15 protein-coding genes are annotated in these 15,646 nt (G+C 69.9%); 6 read left to right on the top strand and 9 right to left on the bottom strand.

The window, feature by feature from the left end:
- Positions 1-2 precede the first annotated feature (2 nt).
- Together KCH87_RS13045 and KCH87_RS13040 are read right to left on the bottom strand one after the other, a co-directional pair.
- Positions 3-1,109, bottom strand: coding sequence for an FAD-dependent oxidoreductase (locus KCH87_RS13045; protein WP_210586182.1), 1,107 nt, complete (start codon positions 1,107-1,109; stop codon positions 3-5).
- 153 nt (positions 1,110-1,262) lie between these two features.
- Entirely contained in the window at positions 1,263-1,772 is a 510-nt protein-coding gene (locus tag KCH87_RS13040; protein ID WP_308298823.1) for an FAD-binding oxidoreductase, read from the bottom strand.
- Here KCH87_RS13040 and KCH87_RS13035 point away from each other — a divergent pair.
- On the top strand, positions 1,668-1,919 hold the full coding sequence (locus tag KCH87_RS13035; protein ID WP_308298822.1) for a helix-turn-helix domain-containing protein: 252 nt from the start codon (positions 1,668-1,670) through the stop codon (positions 1,917-1,919). The two genes, KCH87_RS13040 and KCH87_RS13035, sit on opposite strands and share 105 nt — an antisense overlap.
- A gap of 25 nt (positions 1,920-1,944) precedes the next feature.
- On the opposite strand, the gene KCH87_RS13030 is transcribed toward KCH87_RS13035, so the two are convergent.
- The 4 genes from KCH87_RS13030 to KCH87_RS13015 form a co-directional block, all read right to left on the bottom strand.
- Positions 1,945-2,286 (bottom strand): VOC family protein, encoded by a 342-nt coding sequence (locus tag KCH87_RS13030; protein WP_210586181.1) that lies wholly within the window; start codon positions 2,284-2,286, stop codon positions 1,945-1,947.
- A 36-nt stretch (positions 2,287-2,322) separates the two neighbouring features.
- The gene (locus KCH87_RS13025; RefSeq protein WP_210586180.1) at positions 2,323-3,741 is read right to left on the bottom strand and encodes a DEAD/DEAH box helicase; all 1,419 of its coding nucleotides are present in this window, start codon (positions 3,739-3,741) and stop codon (positions 2,323-2,325) included.
- Between the two features lie 188 nt (positions 3,742-3,929).
- Positions 3,930-4,133 (bottom strand): cold-shock protein, encoded by a 204-nt coding sequence (locus KCH87_RS13020; RefSeq protein ID WP_210586179.1) that lies wholly within the window; start codon positions 4,131-4,133, stop codon positions 3,930-3,932.
- 474 nt (positions 4,134-4,607) lie between these two features.
- Positions 4,608-5,231: a hypothetical protein gene (locus KCH87_RS13015; protein ID WP_210586178.1), complete on the bottom strand. Its 624-nt coding sequence runs from the start codon at positions 5,229-5,231 to the stop codon at positions 4,608-4,610.
- Between the two features lie 242 nt (positions 5,232-5,473).
- On the opposite strand from KCH87_RS13015, the gene KCH87_RS13010 reads away from it, so the two are divergent.
- The 5 genes from KCH87_RS13010 (at position 5,474) to KCH87_RS12990 (ending at position 11,971) form a co-directional block, all read left to right on the top strand.
- On the top strand, positions 5,474-6,613 hold the full coding sequence (locus KCH87_RS13010; RefSeq protein WP_210586177.1) for a sensor histidine kinase: 1,140 nt from the start codon (positions 5,474-5,476) through the stop codon (positions 6,611-6,613).
- Positions 6,610-7,260: a response regulator transcription factor gene (locus KCH87_RS13005; RefSeq protein WP_210586176.1), complete on the top strand. Its 651-nt coding sequence runs from the start codon at positions 6,610-6,612 to the stop codon at positions 7,258-7,260. The genes KCH87_RS13010 and KCH87_RS13005 overlap by 4 nt, the downstream gene beginning before the upstream one ends.
- Before the next feature lie 177 nt (positions 7,261-7,437).
- Positions 7,438-8,697, top strand: coding sequence for an EfeM/EfeO family lipoprotein (locus KCH87_RS13000; RefSeq protein WP_210586175.1), 1,260 nt, complete (start codon positions 7,438-7,440; stop codon positions 8,695-8,697).
- Complete coding sequence (gene efeB, locus KCH87_RS12995; protein ID WP_210586174.1) at positions 8,694-9,914, top strand: iron uptake transporter deferrochelatase/peroxidase subunit; 1,221 nt, start codon at positions 8,694-8,696, stop codon at positions 9,912-9,914. The genes KCH87_RS13000 and efeB overlap by 4 nt, the downstream gene beginning before the upstream one ends.
- A gap of 185 nt (positions 9,915-10,099) precedes the next feature.
- On the top strand, positions 10,100-11,971 hold the full coding sequence (locus tag KCH87_RS12990) for a phospholipase C (protein WP_210586173.1): 1,872 nt from the start codon (positions 10,100-10,102) through the stop codon (positions 11,969-11,971).
- A gap of 66 nt (positions 11,972-12,037) precedes the next feature.
- On the opposite strand, the gene KCH87_RS12985 is transcribed toward KCH87_RS12990, so the two are convergent.
- The 3 genes from KCH87_RS12985 to KCH87_RS12975 all read right to left on the bottom strand — a co-directional run bounded on the left by KCH87_RS12985 (position 12,038) and on the right by KCH87_RS12975 (position 15,540).
- Positions 12,038-13,252, bottom strand: coding sequence for a beta-propeller fold lactonase family protein (locus KCH87_RS12985; protein WP_210586172.1), 1,215 nt, complete (start codon positions 13,250-13,252; stop codon positions 12,038-12,040).
- A 243-nt stretch (positions 13,253-13,495) separates the two neighbouring features.
- The gene (locus tag KCH87_RS12980; RefSeq protein ID WP_210586171.1) at positions 13,496-14,518 is read right to left on the bottom strand and encodes a DNA-directed RNA polymerase subunit alpha; all 1,023 of its coding nucleotides are present in this window, start codon (positions 14,516-14,518) and stop codon (positions 13,496-13,498) included.
- Positions 14,519-14,712: 194 nt separating this feature from the next.
- Positions 14,713-15,540: a hypothetical protein gene (locus KCH87_RS12975; protein ID WP_210586170.1), complete on the bottom strand. Its 828-nt coding sequence runs from the start codon at positions 15,538-15,540 to the stop codon at positions 14,713-14,715.
- Positions 15,541-15,646: the final 106 nt, after the last annotated feature.

Genomic DNA, 15,646 nt, shown 5'->3' with positions numbered 1-15,646 from the left:
TCTCAGGTCGCGGTGTACCCGAGCTGGCGCCTCATGTACGGGGTCATGAGCGTCTTCGCCTTGGCCATCACGGAGGTCCGGCTGCCGAGGACCGCAGTCTCGCCGCCCGGCACGGGCAGCACGGTGAGTCCGTCGCCCGCGCCGAACGGCACGATGATCGGAGTGCGCTGCATCGGCCGGTACAGCCGGGGCTCCTTGCGGTGCTTGCCGGAACTGTTCAGGTAGGTGCGGATGTTGTGGGCGGCGAGGTCCGCCTGGGCGAGCGCGGCGGGGGTGATCTTGAGCTCGGTGGCGTCGTTGACGTCGCCGACCGCGAACACGTCCGGCTTCCCCTCGACCCGGAGCATCCGGTCGACCTTCACGTGCCCGGCGGGGTTCAGCCAGTCCCCGTGCCCGGCCAGGCGCAGCCAGAGCGTGTTGGGTGTGGTGCCCGTCGCCCAGAAGGAGAGGTCGGCCTCGACGATGTTGCCGTGGGCGTCGCGGTAGGTGCCGAAGTCATTGCCGGGCGCCATGAAGGAGTCGAGCCGCACCTCGACGTCGTGGGACTCCAGCCAGTCGCGTGCTTTGCGCCCGGCGCGGGCACTGCCCGTGGCGTTCAGCAGCGCCGGCCCGGCATGGGCGAGCGTGACCCGGGCGTCCGGGCGGGCCAGCCGGATCTCGGCGCTGAGTTCGACGCCGGACGGCCCGCCGCCGACGACGAGGACGTGTCCGGCGGCGGCGATGCTCCGCTGGTGCTCGGCGAACGACTTGACCGCCTCGTCCGCGGTCGTGCCGGTGAAACGGGCCGGTTCCGGGTAGTCGGCGCCGGTGGCGATCACCAGCACGTCGTACGGCAGCCGCTCACCCGTGGCCAGCACCACCTGCCGCTCATCCGTCTCGACGCGAACCGCCTTGGCCGCGGCCACACGGCCGTGGCGCAGCAGCCGGTCGTACGGGATGAAGGGCGTCACCGACCACTCCGGGCGCACACCGGCCCGCAGGGATGCGATGCGGTGGAAGAAGATCTCCTTGCGGTCCACCAACGTGACCCGCGCCGTCTCGTCCAGCCGTTTCGCCAGCCGAACGCCCGCATAGCCGCCGCCGATCACCACTACGTCGCCGTCATGCACACCGAGTCTCCTGTGCCTGGTGGGGGGAGCGAGTGCCGCGGCGCGTGGGGCGCCCTCGGCCACTCACCTGCCGGCGAGCGTAACGTTTGAAACATAAAGTTTCAGCAAGGAGTCTGTGGGCGTTCCGTGAAGTGCGTTCGCAGGGTTGCCCGTTCAGTGGCGGAGCCGGTCGAAGCGGAACGGCGCGAGGGTCTCGGGGCGTCGGCCGGTCCGGATGTACTCGGCGAGTCGCTGCCCTGTGGCGGGACCCAGGGTGACGCCGAGCATCCCATGGCCGGTGGCCGCGAAGGCGTTGTCGTGACCCGGGATGCGGTCGATCACCGGCAGTCCGTCGGGGAGGAACGGCCGCCGGCCGACCCAGGGTTCGCGGATCACGCTCACCAGGTCGTCCGGATCGTCGAACCAGCGGCCCAGACAGTGCCGGCTGGCCAGTGCCACGGCGACGATGCGGCGCCAGTCGAGACGGCTGTTGTTTCCGCTCAGCTCCATCGTGCCGCCGATCCGCGTGGTACCGCCGATCGGTGAGGCGACGGCCCGGCGCTCGCCGAAGTACAGCGTGTGCCGGGGCGCCGGGTCCAGCCGGACTGGCCGGTACTGCGCGACACGATCACCGCCTGGTGCGAGAGCGGATTCAATCTCGTACGCGCCTCGGCTGCCCTGCACATCCACCGCAACACCGTCGTCTACCGCATGAACAAGATCGAGCAGATCACCGGCCGCCCGCTCCGTGAGCACCGGACGACCATGGCCCTCTACCTCGCCTGTCTGACCGACGAACTGGGCGACGGCGCCACGACCGCCGACGGCTGACGCCGCTGGAACCGGCTGATCGCCGTCAGAGCGGACCCCCGCCGAACCCGATCTCGTTTCCCTCCGGATCCCGGTACGTGACCTTGCGTACGCCGTTCGCGTAGGTCTCGCGCTGTGAGGGCTTCAATCCCCGGTCGATGATCGCGTCGACGCGGCTGTCGAGGTCGTCGACGAAGAGGGTGAGCAAGGCGTGGCCGCCGTGGCCGGGCCGATGCTCGATATAGACGTACCGGTGTTCGGCGAGCTCCCAGACAGCCTCGGTGTCGTTCGGGAAGAACGCCGGCTCGGCACCGAACAGCCGCTCGTACCAGGTCAGCGCCGCTGCGTAGTCGTTGACGAGGATGCCTGCGAAGAGATCGACGGCCATGCCGCCATGGTAGGGCCCGGCCGGTGCCGTGTGTTCCTATGCGCCACGACGGACCCTGGCGGCCTTCCGGGCCTCGGCAATCTGACGCGACTCGGCAGACCGGCGGGTCTCGCCCCCGGCCCGCCCCGAGCGGGTGCCCATACCCCGGAACGGGGCACCGCCGCGCTTCGGGCGCTCCGCGACCGGCCCGCTGCCGCTGACGGGGACACCGGACGGAGCCTGGGCGCCGGTGATGCGGTTCAGCTCGGCCTCGCCGGAGCGCACCTGCGTGATCTGCGGCCTGATGCCCGCGGCGGACATGAGACGGGCCATGTCCCGGCGCTGGTTGGGCAGGACCAGGGTGACGACGGTGCCGGACTCGCCGGCCCGCGCGGTGCGGCCGCCGCGGTGCAGGTAGTCCTTGTGGTCACCGGGCGGGTCGACGTTGACCACCAGGTCGAGGTCGTCGACGTGGATGCCGCGGGCCGCGACGTTGGTGGCCACCAGGACCGTGACGTGGCCCTCCTTGAACTGGGCCAGGATCCGGGTTCGCTGGGGCTGCGACTTGCCGCCGTGCAGCGCCGATGCCTTCACGCCGCTGCCCAGCAGGTGCTTGGTGAACTGGTCGACGGCGTGCTTGGTGTCCAGGAACATGATCACGCGTCCCTCGCGGGCAGCGATCTCGGTGGCGGTGGCGTACTTGTCGGCGCCGTGCACCTGGAGCACGTGATGCTCCATGGTGGTGACCGCGCCCGCCGACGGGTCGACCGAATGAACCACCGGGTCATGGAGGTATCGACGGACCAGGAGGTCGATGTTGCGGTCCAGCGTCGCCGAGAACAGCATCCGCTGGCCATCGGGGCGTACCTGGTCCAGCAGTTCGGTGACCTGGGGCATGAAGCCCATGTCGGCCATCTGGTCGGCCTCGTCCAAGACGGTGATGTTCACCCGGTCCAGGCGGCAGTCCTTGCGCTCGATAAGATCCGCGAGACGGCCGGGCGTCGCTACGACCACCTCGGCCCCGGCACGCAGTGCGCCGGCCTGCCTGCCGATCGACAGGCCGCCGACCACGGTGGCCAGCCGCAGCTTCAGCAACCGGGCGTACGGGGTGAGTGCATCGGTGACCTGCTGTGCCAGCTCGCGCGTGGGGACGAGAATCAGGGCCAGCGGTTTCCGCGACTCGGCACGCTGCCCGGCCGTGCGCGCGAGGAGCGCCAGGCCGAAGGCGAGCGTCTTGCCCGATCCGGTGCGCGCGCGGCCCAGGACGTCGCGCCCTGCGAGGGAGTTCGGCAACGTGGCGGCCTGGATCGGGAACGGCTCGTTCAGACCGAGACTGGTGAGCATCTCCAGCAGCTCGACGGGCATGTCCAGTTCGCCGAAGGTCGCAGCCGCGGGGAGGGCAGGGGCGACGGTGGCCGGCAGCGTGAACTCTCCCTGGGGCCGGAAACGGTCATTCGTTCGAGCTGAACGGCTCACGGAGAACCTTCCTCGACGGGCACGCATCGAGGAATTCCCGACAGAAACGAGTCGGATGAATTGCAAGAACGAGCCGAAATTGAATACTGGAATAAGTCCGGTTGAAATGGGTTCATCGGTATACAAAAAGCAGCAAGCTGGGGCCCCACCTTGGAGGTGGGACCCCAGCTGCCTCTTACGCTTCAGGCTCAGGCAGGAGTGATGTTCTCCGCCTGCGGACCCTTCTGTCCCTGCGTGACGTCGAAGTTCACCTTCTGGCCTTCCTGAAGCTCACGGAAGCCCTGAGTGGCGATGTTCGAGTAGTGGGCGAAGACGTCGGGGCCGCCACCATCCTGCTCAATGAAGCCGAAGCCCTTTTCCGCGTTGAACCACTTGACGGTGCCAGTAGCCATGTCCATCTCCTTTGGGGCAGTGCCCGGGGCTCAACACTGTGCGAACCCCTGTGTTGCCACAATGACCCCGTCCGGATAAGCACCGGAGATACAAAAGTGCCCGACGACATACGGTCGCCAAGGCACTTGAAGTTTCGGGAACCACAACTGCAACTATCGTCGATTTTAGCACGGCTCACACATCCGCACTACTTTTCGCCCGTGCCGCCGGGTCCCGCTCCCGCGGCAGCGCCGGATCAGTACGCCACCCGGCGCCAACTCGAATGCATGCGGAAGGTATTATACCGATTCGTGTCCGTAGGCGACGGGCCCGGAATGGGAGAGGTCCAGGGGCCCGCGCGGTCTCAGCCGGCCGGAGTGAGCCCCAGGGTCCACACCGGTGGTCCGCAGCCGCCACACGGCGACGACCACGGGCGGCAGACAGCAGGTAAGGATCTGTACGGTGCGGCGGCGGACGCGTACTTCTCGTTCCCCTCAGACCGGTGTTCGATCCGGAACGCCCGCGTGATCGGTCGCCGTGGCGGATTGCCACAGGGCCGTGGAGAGCCACGTCAAGGTGGCTCCGACGACGATGTGCAGCGCGCTCGTGAGCACGGACTCGGGCAGCGCGGTCAGGAACGCGAGCAGGGGCAGCACGACGGCGTACGCCCATGACGGGACCTTCGGGAACCTGCCGGCGCGGATCATCGCCGCCCCGAACAGGGCACAGCCCACCGCGAAGACGACGGCCGAGCCGAGGAACGCGGGAATCGTGGGGCCGGTCAGTTCCGCGTCGATGATGTCGTCGTCGAGATAGAACAGCACCAGGTTCGAGGCGAACGCCGCCCCGCCGAACAGGCCGAGGCCGATGAGGTTCACGACGTAGGCGACTTCTCCGAAGCGGCCGGTGGCCCGGCTCTGCCTCTGGTGGAGCGCGGTGAGGAACGGCAGGGAGAACGCCGGGGACAGGGCAAGGAGGAGGCTGGTCGCGGCGGTTTCACCGGTGAACGCCTCGACGAGTGCGGGCAGTGCGATGAGCAGGCCGGACAGCGCCCCGGAGAGGGCGCCGACGCGGGCGAGCCGGGAGGAGACCGGCGCAGAGCTGATCGGCGAGGACATGAGGGCAACTCCGGTTCGTCGAGGGGCAGGTCAGACCCGAAACGGTAGGGAGCGGCCGGCCGGCTGAGGGAGGTGCCGAGTGGTGACACCAACCGCTGGAGGTCACCGGTTCCCGGTGCGGTTCCGATGCCGATCGGCATGTGCCGTTCGGCCATACCCGGCCGGAGTTTTCCTGTCGCTGTCGCCCGGCGTGCGCGCCTTGCCTAGCCTGGGCGGCAGCGTCGGGCGGGTGGGGGGTGTGCATGGCGGCGTATGTGCCTGTGCCGTGGGTGTCACCGCTGCTGTACAGCGCGGTGCTCGTAGGCGGTCTGTACTACCTGGCTGCGGATCTGGGCGACGGTCCCGGGCTGGTGTCCTGGCGCACAGCCGGTTTCGTCGCCGGGCTCGCGGCGCTGTTCGCTGTGGAGGTGGCAGGACACCGCCGGAGTCTGCCCCGTTTGCCGTTGCTGCTCAGCCGGTTCGGGCTGACGGGTGCCGTGGTCGTCCTGGATGCCTCGGGACTGTCCCAAGTCCTGTTCGTGCTGCTGCCGTTCACCGCCTACTTCGCGTTCGGCCGCACGGCTGCGCTCGCGCTGGGGGCGCTGTGCGTGGCCGGTCTGCTCACCGGCTATCTGCTGACGGCCCCCGGCTGGTACCGCGACATGGAGTACGTGTCCGACCTGCTGATGCTCGGCATCGGCCTGGTGCTGGCGATCTCGATGGCCGCCGTCGCCGTCGGCGAACAGCGGGCCCGGCGTGAACTCCAGGAGTATGCCGCGCGGGTGGCGGAACTGTCCGCCGCAACCGAGCGCAACCGGATGGCCCGGGACATCCACGACAGCCTCGGCCACCATCTCACCGCGATTTCCGTCCAGTTGGAGATCGCCTCGGAGTTCCGCGCCCTGGACCCGGACGCCGCAGGGCGAGCGATGACCGAGGCCAGACAGTCGGTGAAGCTCGCGCTGGGCGACGTACGGCAGTCCGTGCGCGCGCTGCGCGACGAGGCGGCACAGCCGTCGCTGTCGGCTGCACTCGCGGAATGGGCGCGCGACGGCGGCACGGGACCGCGTGTCACCGTCGAAGTGACCGGCGACGAGGACGGCTACAGCGCGGCGGAACTGACCGCGTTGTACCGGGCTGCGCAGGAGGGGCTGACCAACGCGCTGCGGCACGCACGAGCCTCGCGGGTGTCGGTGGTGGTCCGGTTGGCCGAACACACTGCACGGCTGGCCGTCGCCGACGACGGTCGCGGCTTCGCCGCGGACGGGGCCAGGGCCGGATTCGGCCTGACCGGTATGCGGGAGCGGGTGCATCTCGTGGCGGGCAGCGTGGACATCGACAGCAGGCCGGGCGAGGGCACGCGGCTCACGGTCGTCGTCCCGCGGGGCGGAGGCGAGCGGTGAGCGAGGAGCCGACGGTGGTGCGGGTGCTGGTGGTGGACGATCAACAGCTCATCCGGGACGGCATCGCGTCGCTGCTCTCGATCCGGCCGGGCATCTCGGTCGTCGGCACGGCGTCCAACGGACGGGAGGCCGTGACGAAGGCGGTGGAAGTGCGGCCTGACGTGGTGCTGATGGACGTGCGGATGCCGGAGCTGGACGGTGTGGAGGCCGTGGCCGTGCTGCGCGCCCGGGCGCCGGAGTGCCGGGTCGTGATGCTGACGACGTTCGACGACGAGGAGTACGTCGTCCAGGCTCTGCGGGCGGGCGCCAGCGGCTATCTGCTCAAGGACCTGCCGGCCGAGGAACTCGCGCACGCGATCCGCCTGGCGCACGCGGGAGTCACCCAACTCGACTCCTCGGTGGCCGGCCGCATCGCGGCGGCGCTGCCGTCGCCCGCCGCCGCTCCGGCGCCGGCGGTTGCCCTGAGCCCGCGCGAGATCGACATCCTGCGGCTCGTGGCACGTGGTCGGACCAACCGGGAGATCGCCACGCAGCTGTACCTCAGTGAGGGCACCGTGAAGAACCACATCTCCCGCATCCTCAGCCGACTCGCCCTGCGCGACCGTACTCAGGCCGCGCTGCGCGCCCGCGACCTGGGTCTGCTGTGAAGGCCACGGCGGCACCGCAGAAGCGACCCTGCTCGCGGGGCCCTGCGTGAACCGGGGACGAATTCTCTCTTTTCATATGGTCAGGGGCTGGTCAGGAATACGGATTCCGGGGGCGGGGGCTGCCTAACATCGACCGCGCCGCCTCGTTCGTACGTACGACTCCCCTGGAGGCCCGGCGTGCCCGGAACCGCACTCGCCGCCGAAGCCGAACCCGAATCCCCCTCCGTCTCCGGCTCCACCGCCCGGCGGCGCCCCCTGCTGCTGGCAGGCGGTGCTCTCCTGGCCGCCGGAGCGGTGACGGCGGGCGTGCTCTTGGGCGGCGGCTCCGGTGACGACACGCACCGGGCGACCGCGGCTGACGGCCTCCGCCACACCGCCGTCGAGGTCACTCCCGCCGGCTGCGGACGCGGCTGGACGCACCCCGAGCCCGGTCACCAGGTCTTCGACCTGAGCAACACCTCCAGCACCGCGGCCGAGGTGTATCTCACCGATCCGCGGTCGGGCGCGGTGTTCGGCGAGGTCGAGGGGCTCGCCCCGGGCACCGTCCGCCCCATGGGCGTGACCCTCGGCAAGGGCTCGTACGCCTTCAAGTGCCTGGCCGACGACGCGGACGCCGTCACGGGCCCGACCGTGCGCATCACCGGCGGGGGGTCCGTGAAGAGCGGCCCGGCCGCCGTCCCTGTCACCGAGCAGGACCTCATCCCGCCCACGCTCGCCTACCAGAAGTGGATCCAGGCCCGCACGGTCGAGCTGGCGCAGCGGACGGATGTGCTGCGCGATGCCGTCGACCGCGGGGACCTCGCCGCCGCCCGCGCCGCCTGGCTGCCCGCCCACCTGGTCTACGAGCGGATGGGCGCCGCCTACGGCACCTTCGGGGACGCCGACGCGGCGATCAACGGCACCACCGCCGGGCTGTCCGGAGGAGTGCGCGACGCGGGCTTCGCCGGCTTCCGCCGGGTCGAGTACGGGCTGTGGCACGGCGAGTCGGCGAGCAGCCTGCGCGGTCCGGCCGACCGGCTCGCCGAGGCCGTACGGGCGTTGCACGACAGCTGGCCCGACCAGCGGATGGACCCGGCCGACGTCGGTCTCCGGGCGCACGAAATCCTGGAGAACACCGTGCAGTTCGAGCTCACCGGCCGTACGGACTACGGCAGCCACACCAACCTTGCGACCGCCCGCGCCAACCTCGACGGCACCCGGGTCCTGCTCGGGTATCTGCGCCCGCTGCTGACGACGCGGGCCGTCGGCCTGCCCGGCATCGACGCGTGGATGAACCGTGCGCAGAGCACCCTCGGCGGGTTCGAGCACGACGGACGGTGGACTCCGCTGACCGGGCTGACGCGTGCGCAGCGGGAGAAGGCCGACGCGGACCTGGGCGAACTCGTGGAGCGGCTCGCTGACGTGGCCGCCCTCACCGACGTACGGAGGACCGCGTGAACTGCCCGAACGACGTGGGCCGCCGAGGCTTCCTGGCGGGCGCGGCGGCCGTCGCCGGCGCCGGGCTCGTGGCCGCCGACCAGGCCACCGCCGCCGCGGCTCCCACCGCCGCGCGAGAGCGGGTGTCCTTCCACGGCCGCCACCAGGCCGGGATCGTCACGCCCGCCCAACGGGCCACGGCGTTCGTGGCCTTCGACGTCACCGCCGAGAACCGCACCGAGCTGGCCGAACTGCTGCGCACCGTCACCGAGCGGGCCCGTTTCCTCACCGCCGGCGGCAACCCCGATCCGCTGGGCATCACGGCCCCGCCCAGCGACTCCGGCACCCTCGGCCCGGACCTGCCCGCCGACGCACTGACCGTCACCGTCGGCGCCGGCGGCTCGCTCTTCGACGACCGCTACGGCCTCGCGGCACGCAGGCCGCACCGGCTCACCGCGATGCCGTCCTTCCCCGACGACGACCTCGACGCCGCCTGGTGCCACGGCGATCTGAGCATGCAGTTCTGCGCCGCCGACACGGACACGGTGCTGCACGCCCTGCGCGACATCGCCCGGCACACCCGGGGCGGTATGCAGGTGCGCTGGCGGATGGACGGTTTCGTCAGCCCGCCCCGCCCCTCGGGCACCCCGCGCAACCACATGGGCTTCAAGGACGGCACCGCCAATCCGGATGTGCGCGATGCCCGTGAGATGGACCGTCTGGTGTGGGTGGGCACCGGCGACGGCGAGCCGCAGTGGGCGGTCGGCGGCAGTTACCAGGTCGTACGGCTGATCCGGATGCTGGTCGAGTTCTGGGACCGGGTGGCGATCACGGAGCAGGAGCGGATGTTCGGCCGCGCCCGGGACACCGGCGCGCCCCTCGACGGTCGGCACGAGACCGACACCCCGCAGTACACGCAGGACCCCAAGGGCGACGTGATCCCCCTCGACAGCCACATCCGGCTCGCCAACCCGCGCACCACCACGACCTCCGGCCAACGCATCCTGCGCCGCGCCTACAACTACGACCGTGGCACCGACAGCAACGGCAACCTCGACATGGGACTGCTGTTCTGCTGCTACCAGCAGGACCTGGCCCGGCAGTTCGAGACCGTGCAGAAGCGGCTGGCCGGCGAGCCGCTGGTCGACTACATCAGCCCCTTCGGCGGCGGCTACTTCTTCGCCCTGCCGGGAGTGCGGGACGACACCGACTGGCTGGGGCGGGCACTTCTGGCCTGAACTCGCCCGCCAATACCGGTCAAGAACAGGCCAAAAGCCCATGGGAGTTTCCTGACCGGACGTTCGCCTTACCTACGTTGTCGCTCACCCGGGCCGCCGACACGATGGCCGAGGATCCGGCCGTAGCAGGCCGACAGGTGGCACAGACACCGACACCTCACCGCTTCCTCGGAAGGCGAGACAGCATGTCCGGCACAGCAAGAACTCGGGTGGCACGCCTCAGTGCCCTGCTCGGCGCCGCGGCGCTGGCGACGGCGAGCGGGATCGTCCCCGCGGCGGCGCACGGCGGGCCCGGCCACTCCGGCACGCAGACCGCGACGCCGATCAAACATGTGGTGGTGATCTACGACGAGAACGTGTCGTTCGACCACTACTTCGCGACCTACCCGCAGGCCGCCAACACCGACGGCACCACCTTCAAGGCCGCGGTGCACACCCCCAAGGCCGACAACCTCCTGAACGCCGGGCTGCTGAAGACGAACCCGAACCTCTACCTGCCCGAGCGACTGGCCAGTTCGCAGGCCATGACCTGCGACCAGAACCACTCCTACGGCCCCGAGCAGTACGCAGCCGACGGTGGCAAGGCCGACAAGTACGTCGAGAACACCGAGGTCAGCAAGTGCACCGGGCTGTTCGGCGAGCCCGGCCTGGTGATGGACTACTACGACGGCAACACCGTGACCGGCCTGTGGAACTACGCGCAGCAGTACGCGCTCAACGACAAGTCGTTCAGCTCGGTCTACGGCCCCTCCACCCCCGGCGCCCTGAACCTGATCTCCGGCCAGACGCACGGCGTCATCTCGACCGACCCGGCCTCCGGCACCGAGCACCCGAAGCAGACGTCGACCCCGGACCCGTACGCCGTGGTCTCGCCGGACGCCAAGGGCGTCGGCACCGTCACCAACGACCCGGACCCTGCCTTCGACGACTGCTCCGACAAGGACCACACCAGCACCAGCGCGCTTGCGGTGATGCAGGGCAAGAACATCGGTGATCTGCTCAACTCCAAGGGCGTGAGCTGGGGTTGGTTCCAGGGCGGCTTCCGCCCCAGCACCGCGTGGGACGGCGAGAGCGGCGACTACGCGAAGTGCGCCGGTACCACCCACACCAACATCGGCGGGGCGGCCTCGGAGGACTACAGCCCGCACCACTCGCCGTTCCAGTACTACAAGTCGACGTCCAACCCGCATCACCTGGCCCCGAAGACCGTCGCTGAGATCGGCCACAACGGCCGGGCCAACCACAACTACGACCTCACCGACTTCGACGCCGCCCTGAAGGCCGGGAACCTGCCGGCCGTCAGCTTCCTCAAGGCCGCCGAGTACCAGGACGGCCACGCCGGCTACTCCGACCCGACCGACGAACAGCACTTCCTGGTCAAGGAGATCAACGCGCTACAGCAGTCCCCGGAGTGGAAGTCCACCGCGGTCGTGGTCGCCTACGACGACTCCGACGGCTGGTACGACCACGTCGCCCCGAAGGTCGTCAACGGCTCGAAGGACTCCACCGTCGGCTCCAACGGCAAGGCCCTCGACAGCGCCGCCTGCCAGTCCGGCCCGGCCGCCGCGAACGGCTACGCGGACCGCTGCGGCCCCGGCACCCGGCAGCCGCTGCTGGTCATCTCCCCCTACAGCAAGGTCGACTCGGTCGACCACACCGCGACCGAGCAGGCGTCGATCACCCAGTTCATCGAGGACAACTGGCACACCGGCCGTATCGGCGACGCCTCGTTCGACCAGCGGGCCGGCACGCTGACCCACATGTTCGACTTCCGGCACCCCAACGACAAGCAGGTGCTGCTGGGCTCGGACGGCTCGGTCAAGTCCGTGCAGAAGATCCCGCACTACACGCGCACGGCCACGTCCGCCGCCGCCAAGGCCCCGTACGCCCCGTACACACAGGACCTCGCGGCACAGAACGTCGCCGACACCACGTCCGCCTCCCCCGCCCTTCCGATCGCCGTCGCAGCCGGTATCGCGACCGCGGGGGCCGCCGTCGGCGTGGTCGCCCTGCGCCGCCGCCGGGCACACAACACGGGCACGCCCACGGCCATGTGATCCCCTGACCGACGCCCCGGACAAGGTGGCTGTCCGGGGCGCCGACGCCGCGGCGGCCGCTTTCCCTTACACCGCGACGATGCCCTCCATGCCGGACTCGGCGAAGGCGGGCAGTCCAGTGACGGTGGTGACCTTGGCGAGCGAGCCGTTCCTGCCGACCCTGAAGCCGTCGACCGTACCCGAAACGGCGTTCTGCACGTAGAGGAACCTCTCGTCCTGCGTCACCGCCAGATCGATGACCCCCTGGGACTTGGCCGACGGGGGCGTGGCGATGCCGACGTCGTTGGTGAGCGCGAGCCTGCCCTGGCGGTCGGTGCGGTAGCCGGTGACGGTGGAGTTGCCGGTGTTGCCGCCGTAGAAGAAGTCCCCGGCGCGCTCCAGCCAGCACAGTGTGTCCTGGCCGTTGGCCAGCGGCTCCTGGACCACCTTGAGGCTGGCGTCGGCGCGCACCTTGTACGTGGTGACCGTCGACTTCTCCGCTTCGGCCACCAGCATCCGGCCGCTCTTGTCGAAGGTGATCGCGAACGGCACGCCCCCGGCGGAGTCGTTGACCACGGCCTGGTGCGCGGGCCTTCCGTCGCGCCCTATCGCGAAGACCTCGATGGTGTTGGCGGACTTCGTGGTCACCGCCAGGGTCCGGCCGCCCGGGGTGAAGGCCACCTGGCCGGGCGAACTGCTGAACAACGGCACCTTGGCGTTGTCCAGGCCCAGGGAACGGTGCGAATCGCGCAACGGCTTCAGCCCCTCGGCGGTGATCCGGAAGCCCTGGATGCTGCCCTCGCCGCCCGCGTTCATGACGTAGGCGAGTTTGCCGTACACCGTGATGGAGGCCGGGAAGTCGCCGCCGGAGTCCACCACTTTGCGGTGCGTCAGTTCCTGTCCGTCGACCTGGAAGGACGTCACGGTGCCGCTGCCCGCGTTGACCGCCAGCAGCAGCCCCGACTTCTTGTCGTAGACGAGCGACCCCTGGGAGGCGAGCGAGTCGGTGGGCGCGTCGACCTGGTCGCCGCCCTTGCCGCCGGTGGCGAAGTCGCCGGACGCGCTCAGTGCGCCGTCCTGGCCGCGCTCGAAGACGTGGATGGTGTTGCCGTCGAGTTCGTTGCCCTGGACGAACACGGCGTGGTCCGCGCCGGTCCTGGCCTGTTGCGCGTCCTGTCCGCCGGGCTCGTCCGCCGAGGCGACGGCCACCGTCGCGACCGCCGCCACCGCTGCGACGACACCGGCTCCGGCCGTCAGCAGCCGGACCTGTAACGGGGACCTGCGCCTGATGTGCCTGCTCATGCATCGCTCCTCGGGCTCGTGCCGCCACCACGATCCGGCGGCGGACGGGACCAGAGTTGCCCGCGAGGCACAAGGGGCAGGGGGGTTTCACGACCGCGTCAGGCTCTCGTAAGAACTGCGCCCCGGCACGGAAATGCCCGGGGCCCGAGGGATCGCGCAGTTCGCGATGTCACAACGTGACGGGCGCGCGGACACCGCCGCGCTGCTCACCCGGCACCCTCGCGCCCCGGCACAGCGCAGCGGTCAGTACTCCTCGGTCTCGACGAACCCGGCGTCCACGTCATTGCTCGCGCCGAAGGCGTCGGCAGCGGCGGTGGGGTCGAATCCGGGCGGGCTGTCCTTGAGGGCCAGACCCATGCCGGCCAGCTTCGCCTTGACCTCGTCGATGGACTTCGCACCGAAGTTACGGATGTCCAGCAGGTCGGCCTCGGAGCGGGCGACGAGCTCACCCACGGAGTGGACGCCCTCACGCTTGAGGCAGTTGTACGACCGAACGGTGAGCTCCAGCTCCTCGATCGGCAGTACCAGATCGGCTGCGAGCGCGGCGTCCGTGGGGGACGGGCCCATATCGATGCCCTCGGCATCGAAGTTCAGCTCGCGCGCCAGACCGAACAGCTCCACCAGCGTCTTGCCGGCGGACGCCATGGCGTCACGCGGACGCATGGCCTGCTTGGTCTCGACGTCGACGATCAGCTTGTCGAAGTCGGTGCGCTGCTCGACACGGGTCGCCTCGACCTTGTACGTGACCTTCAGCACCGGCGAGTAGATGGAGTCGACCGGGATACGGCCGATCTCCTGGCCCACCTGCTTGTTCTGCACGGCGGAGACGTAGCCGCGACCGCGCTCGACGGTCAGCTCCATCTCCAGCTTGCCCTTGCCGTTGAGCGTGGCGAGGACGAGGTCGGGGTTGTGTACCTCGACACCGGCGGGCGGCGCGATGTCAGCGGCAGTGACCAGGCCGGGACCCTGCTTGCGCAGGTACATCACGACCGGCTCGTCCTGCTCGCTGCTCACGACCAGCTGCTTGATGTTGAGGATCAGGTCGGTTACGTCCTCCTTGACGCCCGGCACGGTGGTGAACTCGTGCAGGACGCCGTCGACGCGGACCGACGTGACCGCCGCACCCGGGATCGAGGAGAGGAGGGTACGACGCAGGGAGTTGCCGAGCGTGTAGCCGAAGCCCGGCTCCAGCGGCTCGATCACGAACCGGGAGCGGAACTCGTCTACGACCTCTTCGGCCAGGGACGGACGCTGAGCAATCAGCACGGGGTGTTGCCTCCAGTGGTTCGGCGCCCGCGATGTGACGCCGTGGTCACCATGAAGGATAAGGGCGATACGGGCGATACGGCCTCCGAAAAGACCGAACCGCCCGGCGCCGCCCGTCTGACGGCCAGTCGGCGGGCCCGGTTCCCTGCGGAAATGGAGCCCGCCGATCAGCTGCTTCTACTCCTGGGCGTCAGTCATTCGGAGGGCGGCCGGGACTGGTACAGCCGGGTGTGATAGCGGCCGTCCGCCTCCAGTCCGGTGGGGTCGTCGCCGGCACGGAGCACCTGCTCGACGGCGCGACGCTGTTCCGCCGCGCTGGTGAACAGCCGCTGGGGATAGGTTTGCGCGGACTCGGTCTCGGTGGTCAGGCCGTGGGCTGCCAGCGTCTCGATCACGGGCTGGTAGCGCACGGTGCGCAGGACGAACGCGCTGACCCAGATCGGCTTCCGTCGACCCCCCAGCAGCGCCTCGAACGTGCGCTGGGTGATGTAGCCGACGCCTCCGGTGACGGTGACCAGGCCGGTGTCCGCGACGGCGCGCCGTAGCCGGGGGCTGGGCGGGTGGTGTTCCAGGTTCTCGGCATAGGCCTCGTCGAGCAGGCCGACGGCCAGGGCGTACTGGACGGCGTTGTCGGCGGTGTCGAGCCCGACGACCGGGGCCGCGTCCTCGCGGCGCCGCGAGGCGTAGAACTCCTTGTCGTGTTCGATGAGTTCGGCGGGTGTGAGGGAGTCGGCCTCGGAGCTGGTGTAGTGCGCGTACAGCTCCGCAAGTGTGACGTGGTGGTTGAGGAGAGCGGCGTTGAAGCCGTACGAGCAGCAGAGGTCCAGGACGGTGACGGGGCCGTCGGTGCGGCCGGCCGCGGACCGGTCGGCGCGGGTGCGCCGGAAGACGTCCTGGGCATGGTGCGGTATCTCGTACTCCAGCGGGGCGAGTCGGCGGACGTAGGCGCGAGGGTCCGGCTGGTTGTAGATGTCGTCGAATCGGGTTTTGCCCGATGCGGTGCTGACAGGGCTTACGGCCACGGCTCGTACCTCCACACTATGGGGCGGGTCCGCTGCACAGCTCTATCGGGCCAGTGACACCGACCGATAGACCTCATGGCTGAAACCAGCCACGGGTGACCCTCGG

The organism is Streptomyces sp. GESEQ-35, assembly GCF_017948485.1.
GTDB lineage: Bacteria > Actinomycetota > Actinomycetes > Streptomycetales > Streptomycetaceae > Streptomyces.
The sequence above is the reverse complement of the archived record's forward strand: the minus strand, read 5'-3'. Positions and strand labels throughout refer to the sequence as shown.

Coding starts and splice junctions, on each gene's coding strand:
- KCH87_RS13015 (WP_210586178.1), bottom strand. CDS start 5,231: ATGTCCTCGCCGATCAGCTCTGCGCCGGTCTCCTCCCGGCTCGCCCGC.
- KCH87_RS12985 (WP_210586172.1), bottom strand. CDS start 13,252: ATGAGCAGGCACATCAGGCGCAGGTCCCCGTTACAGGTCCGGCTGCTG.
- KCH87_RS13020 (WP_210586179.1), bottom strand. CDS start 4,133: ATGGCTACTGGCACCGTCAAGTGGTTCAACGCGGAAAAGGGCTTCGGC.
- KCH87_RS13010 (WP_210586177.1), top strand. CDS start 5,474: ATGGCGGCGTATGTGCCTGTGCCGTGGGTGTCACCGCTGCTGTACAGC.
- KCH87_RS13030 (WP_210586181.1), bottom strand. CDS start 2,286: ATGGCCGTCGATCTCTTCGCAGGCATCCTCGTCAACGACTACGCAGCG.
- KCH87_RS12990 (WP_210586173.1), top strand. CDS start 10,100: ATGTCCGGCACAGCAAGAACTCGGGTGGCACGCCTCAGTGCCCTGCTC.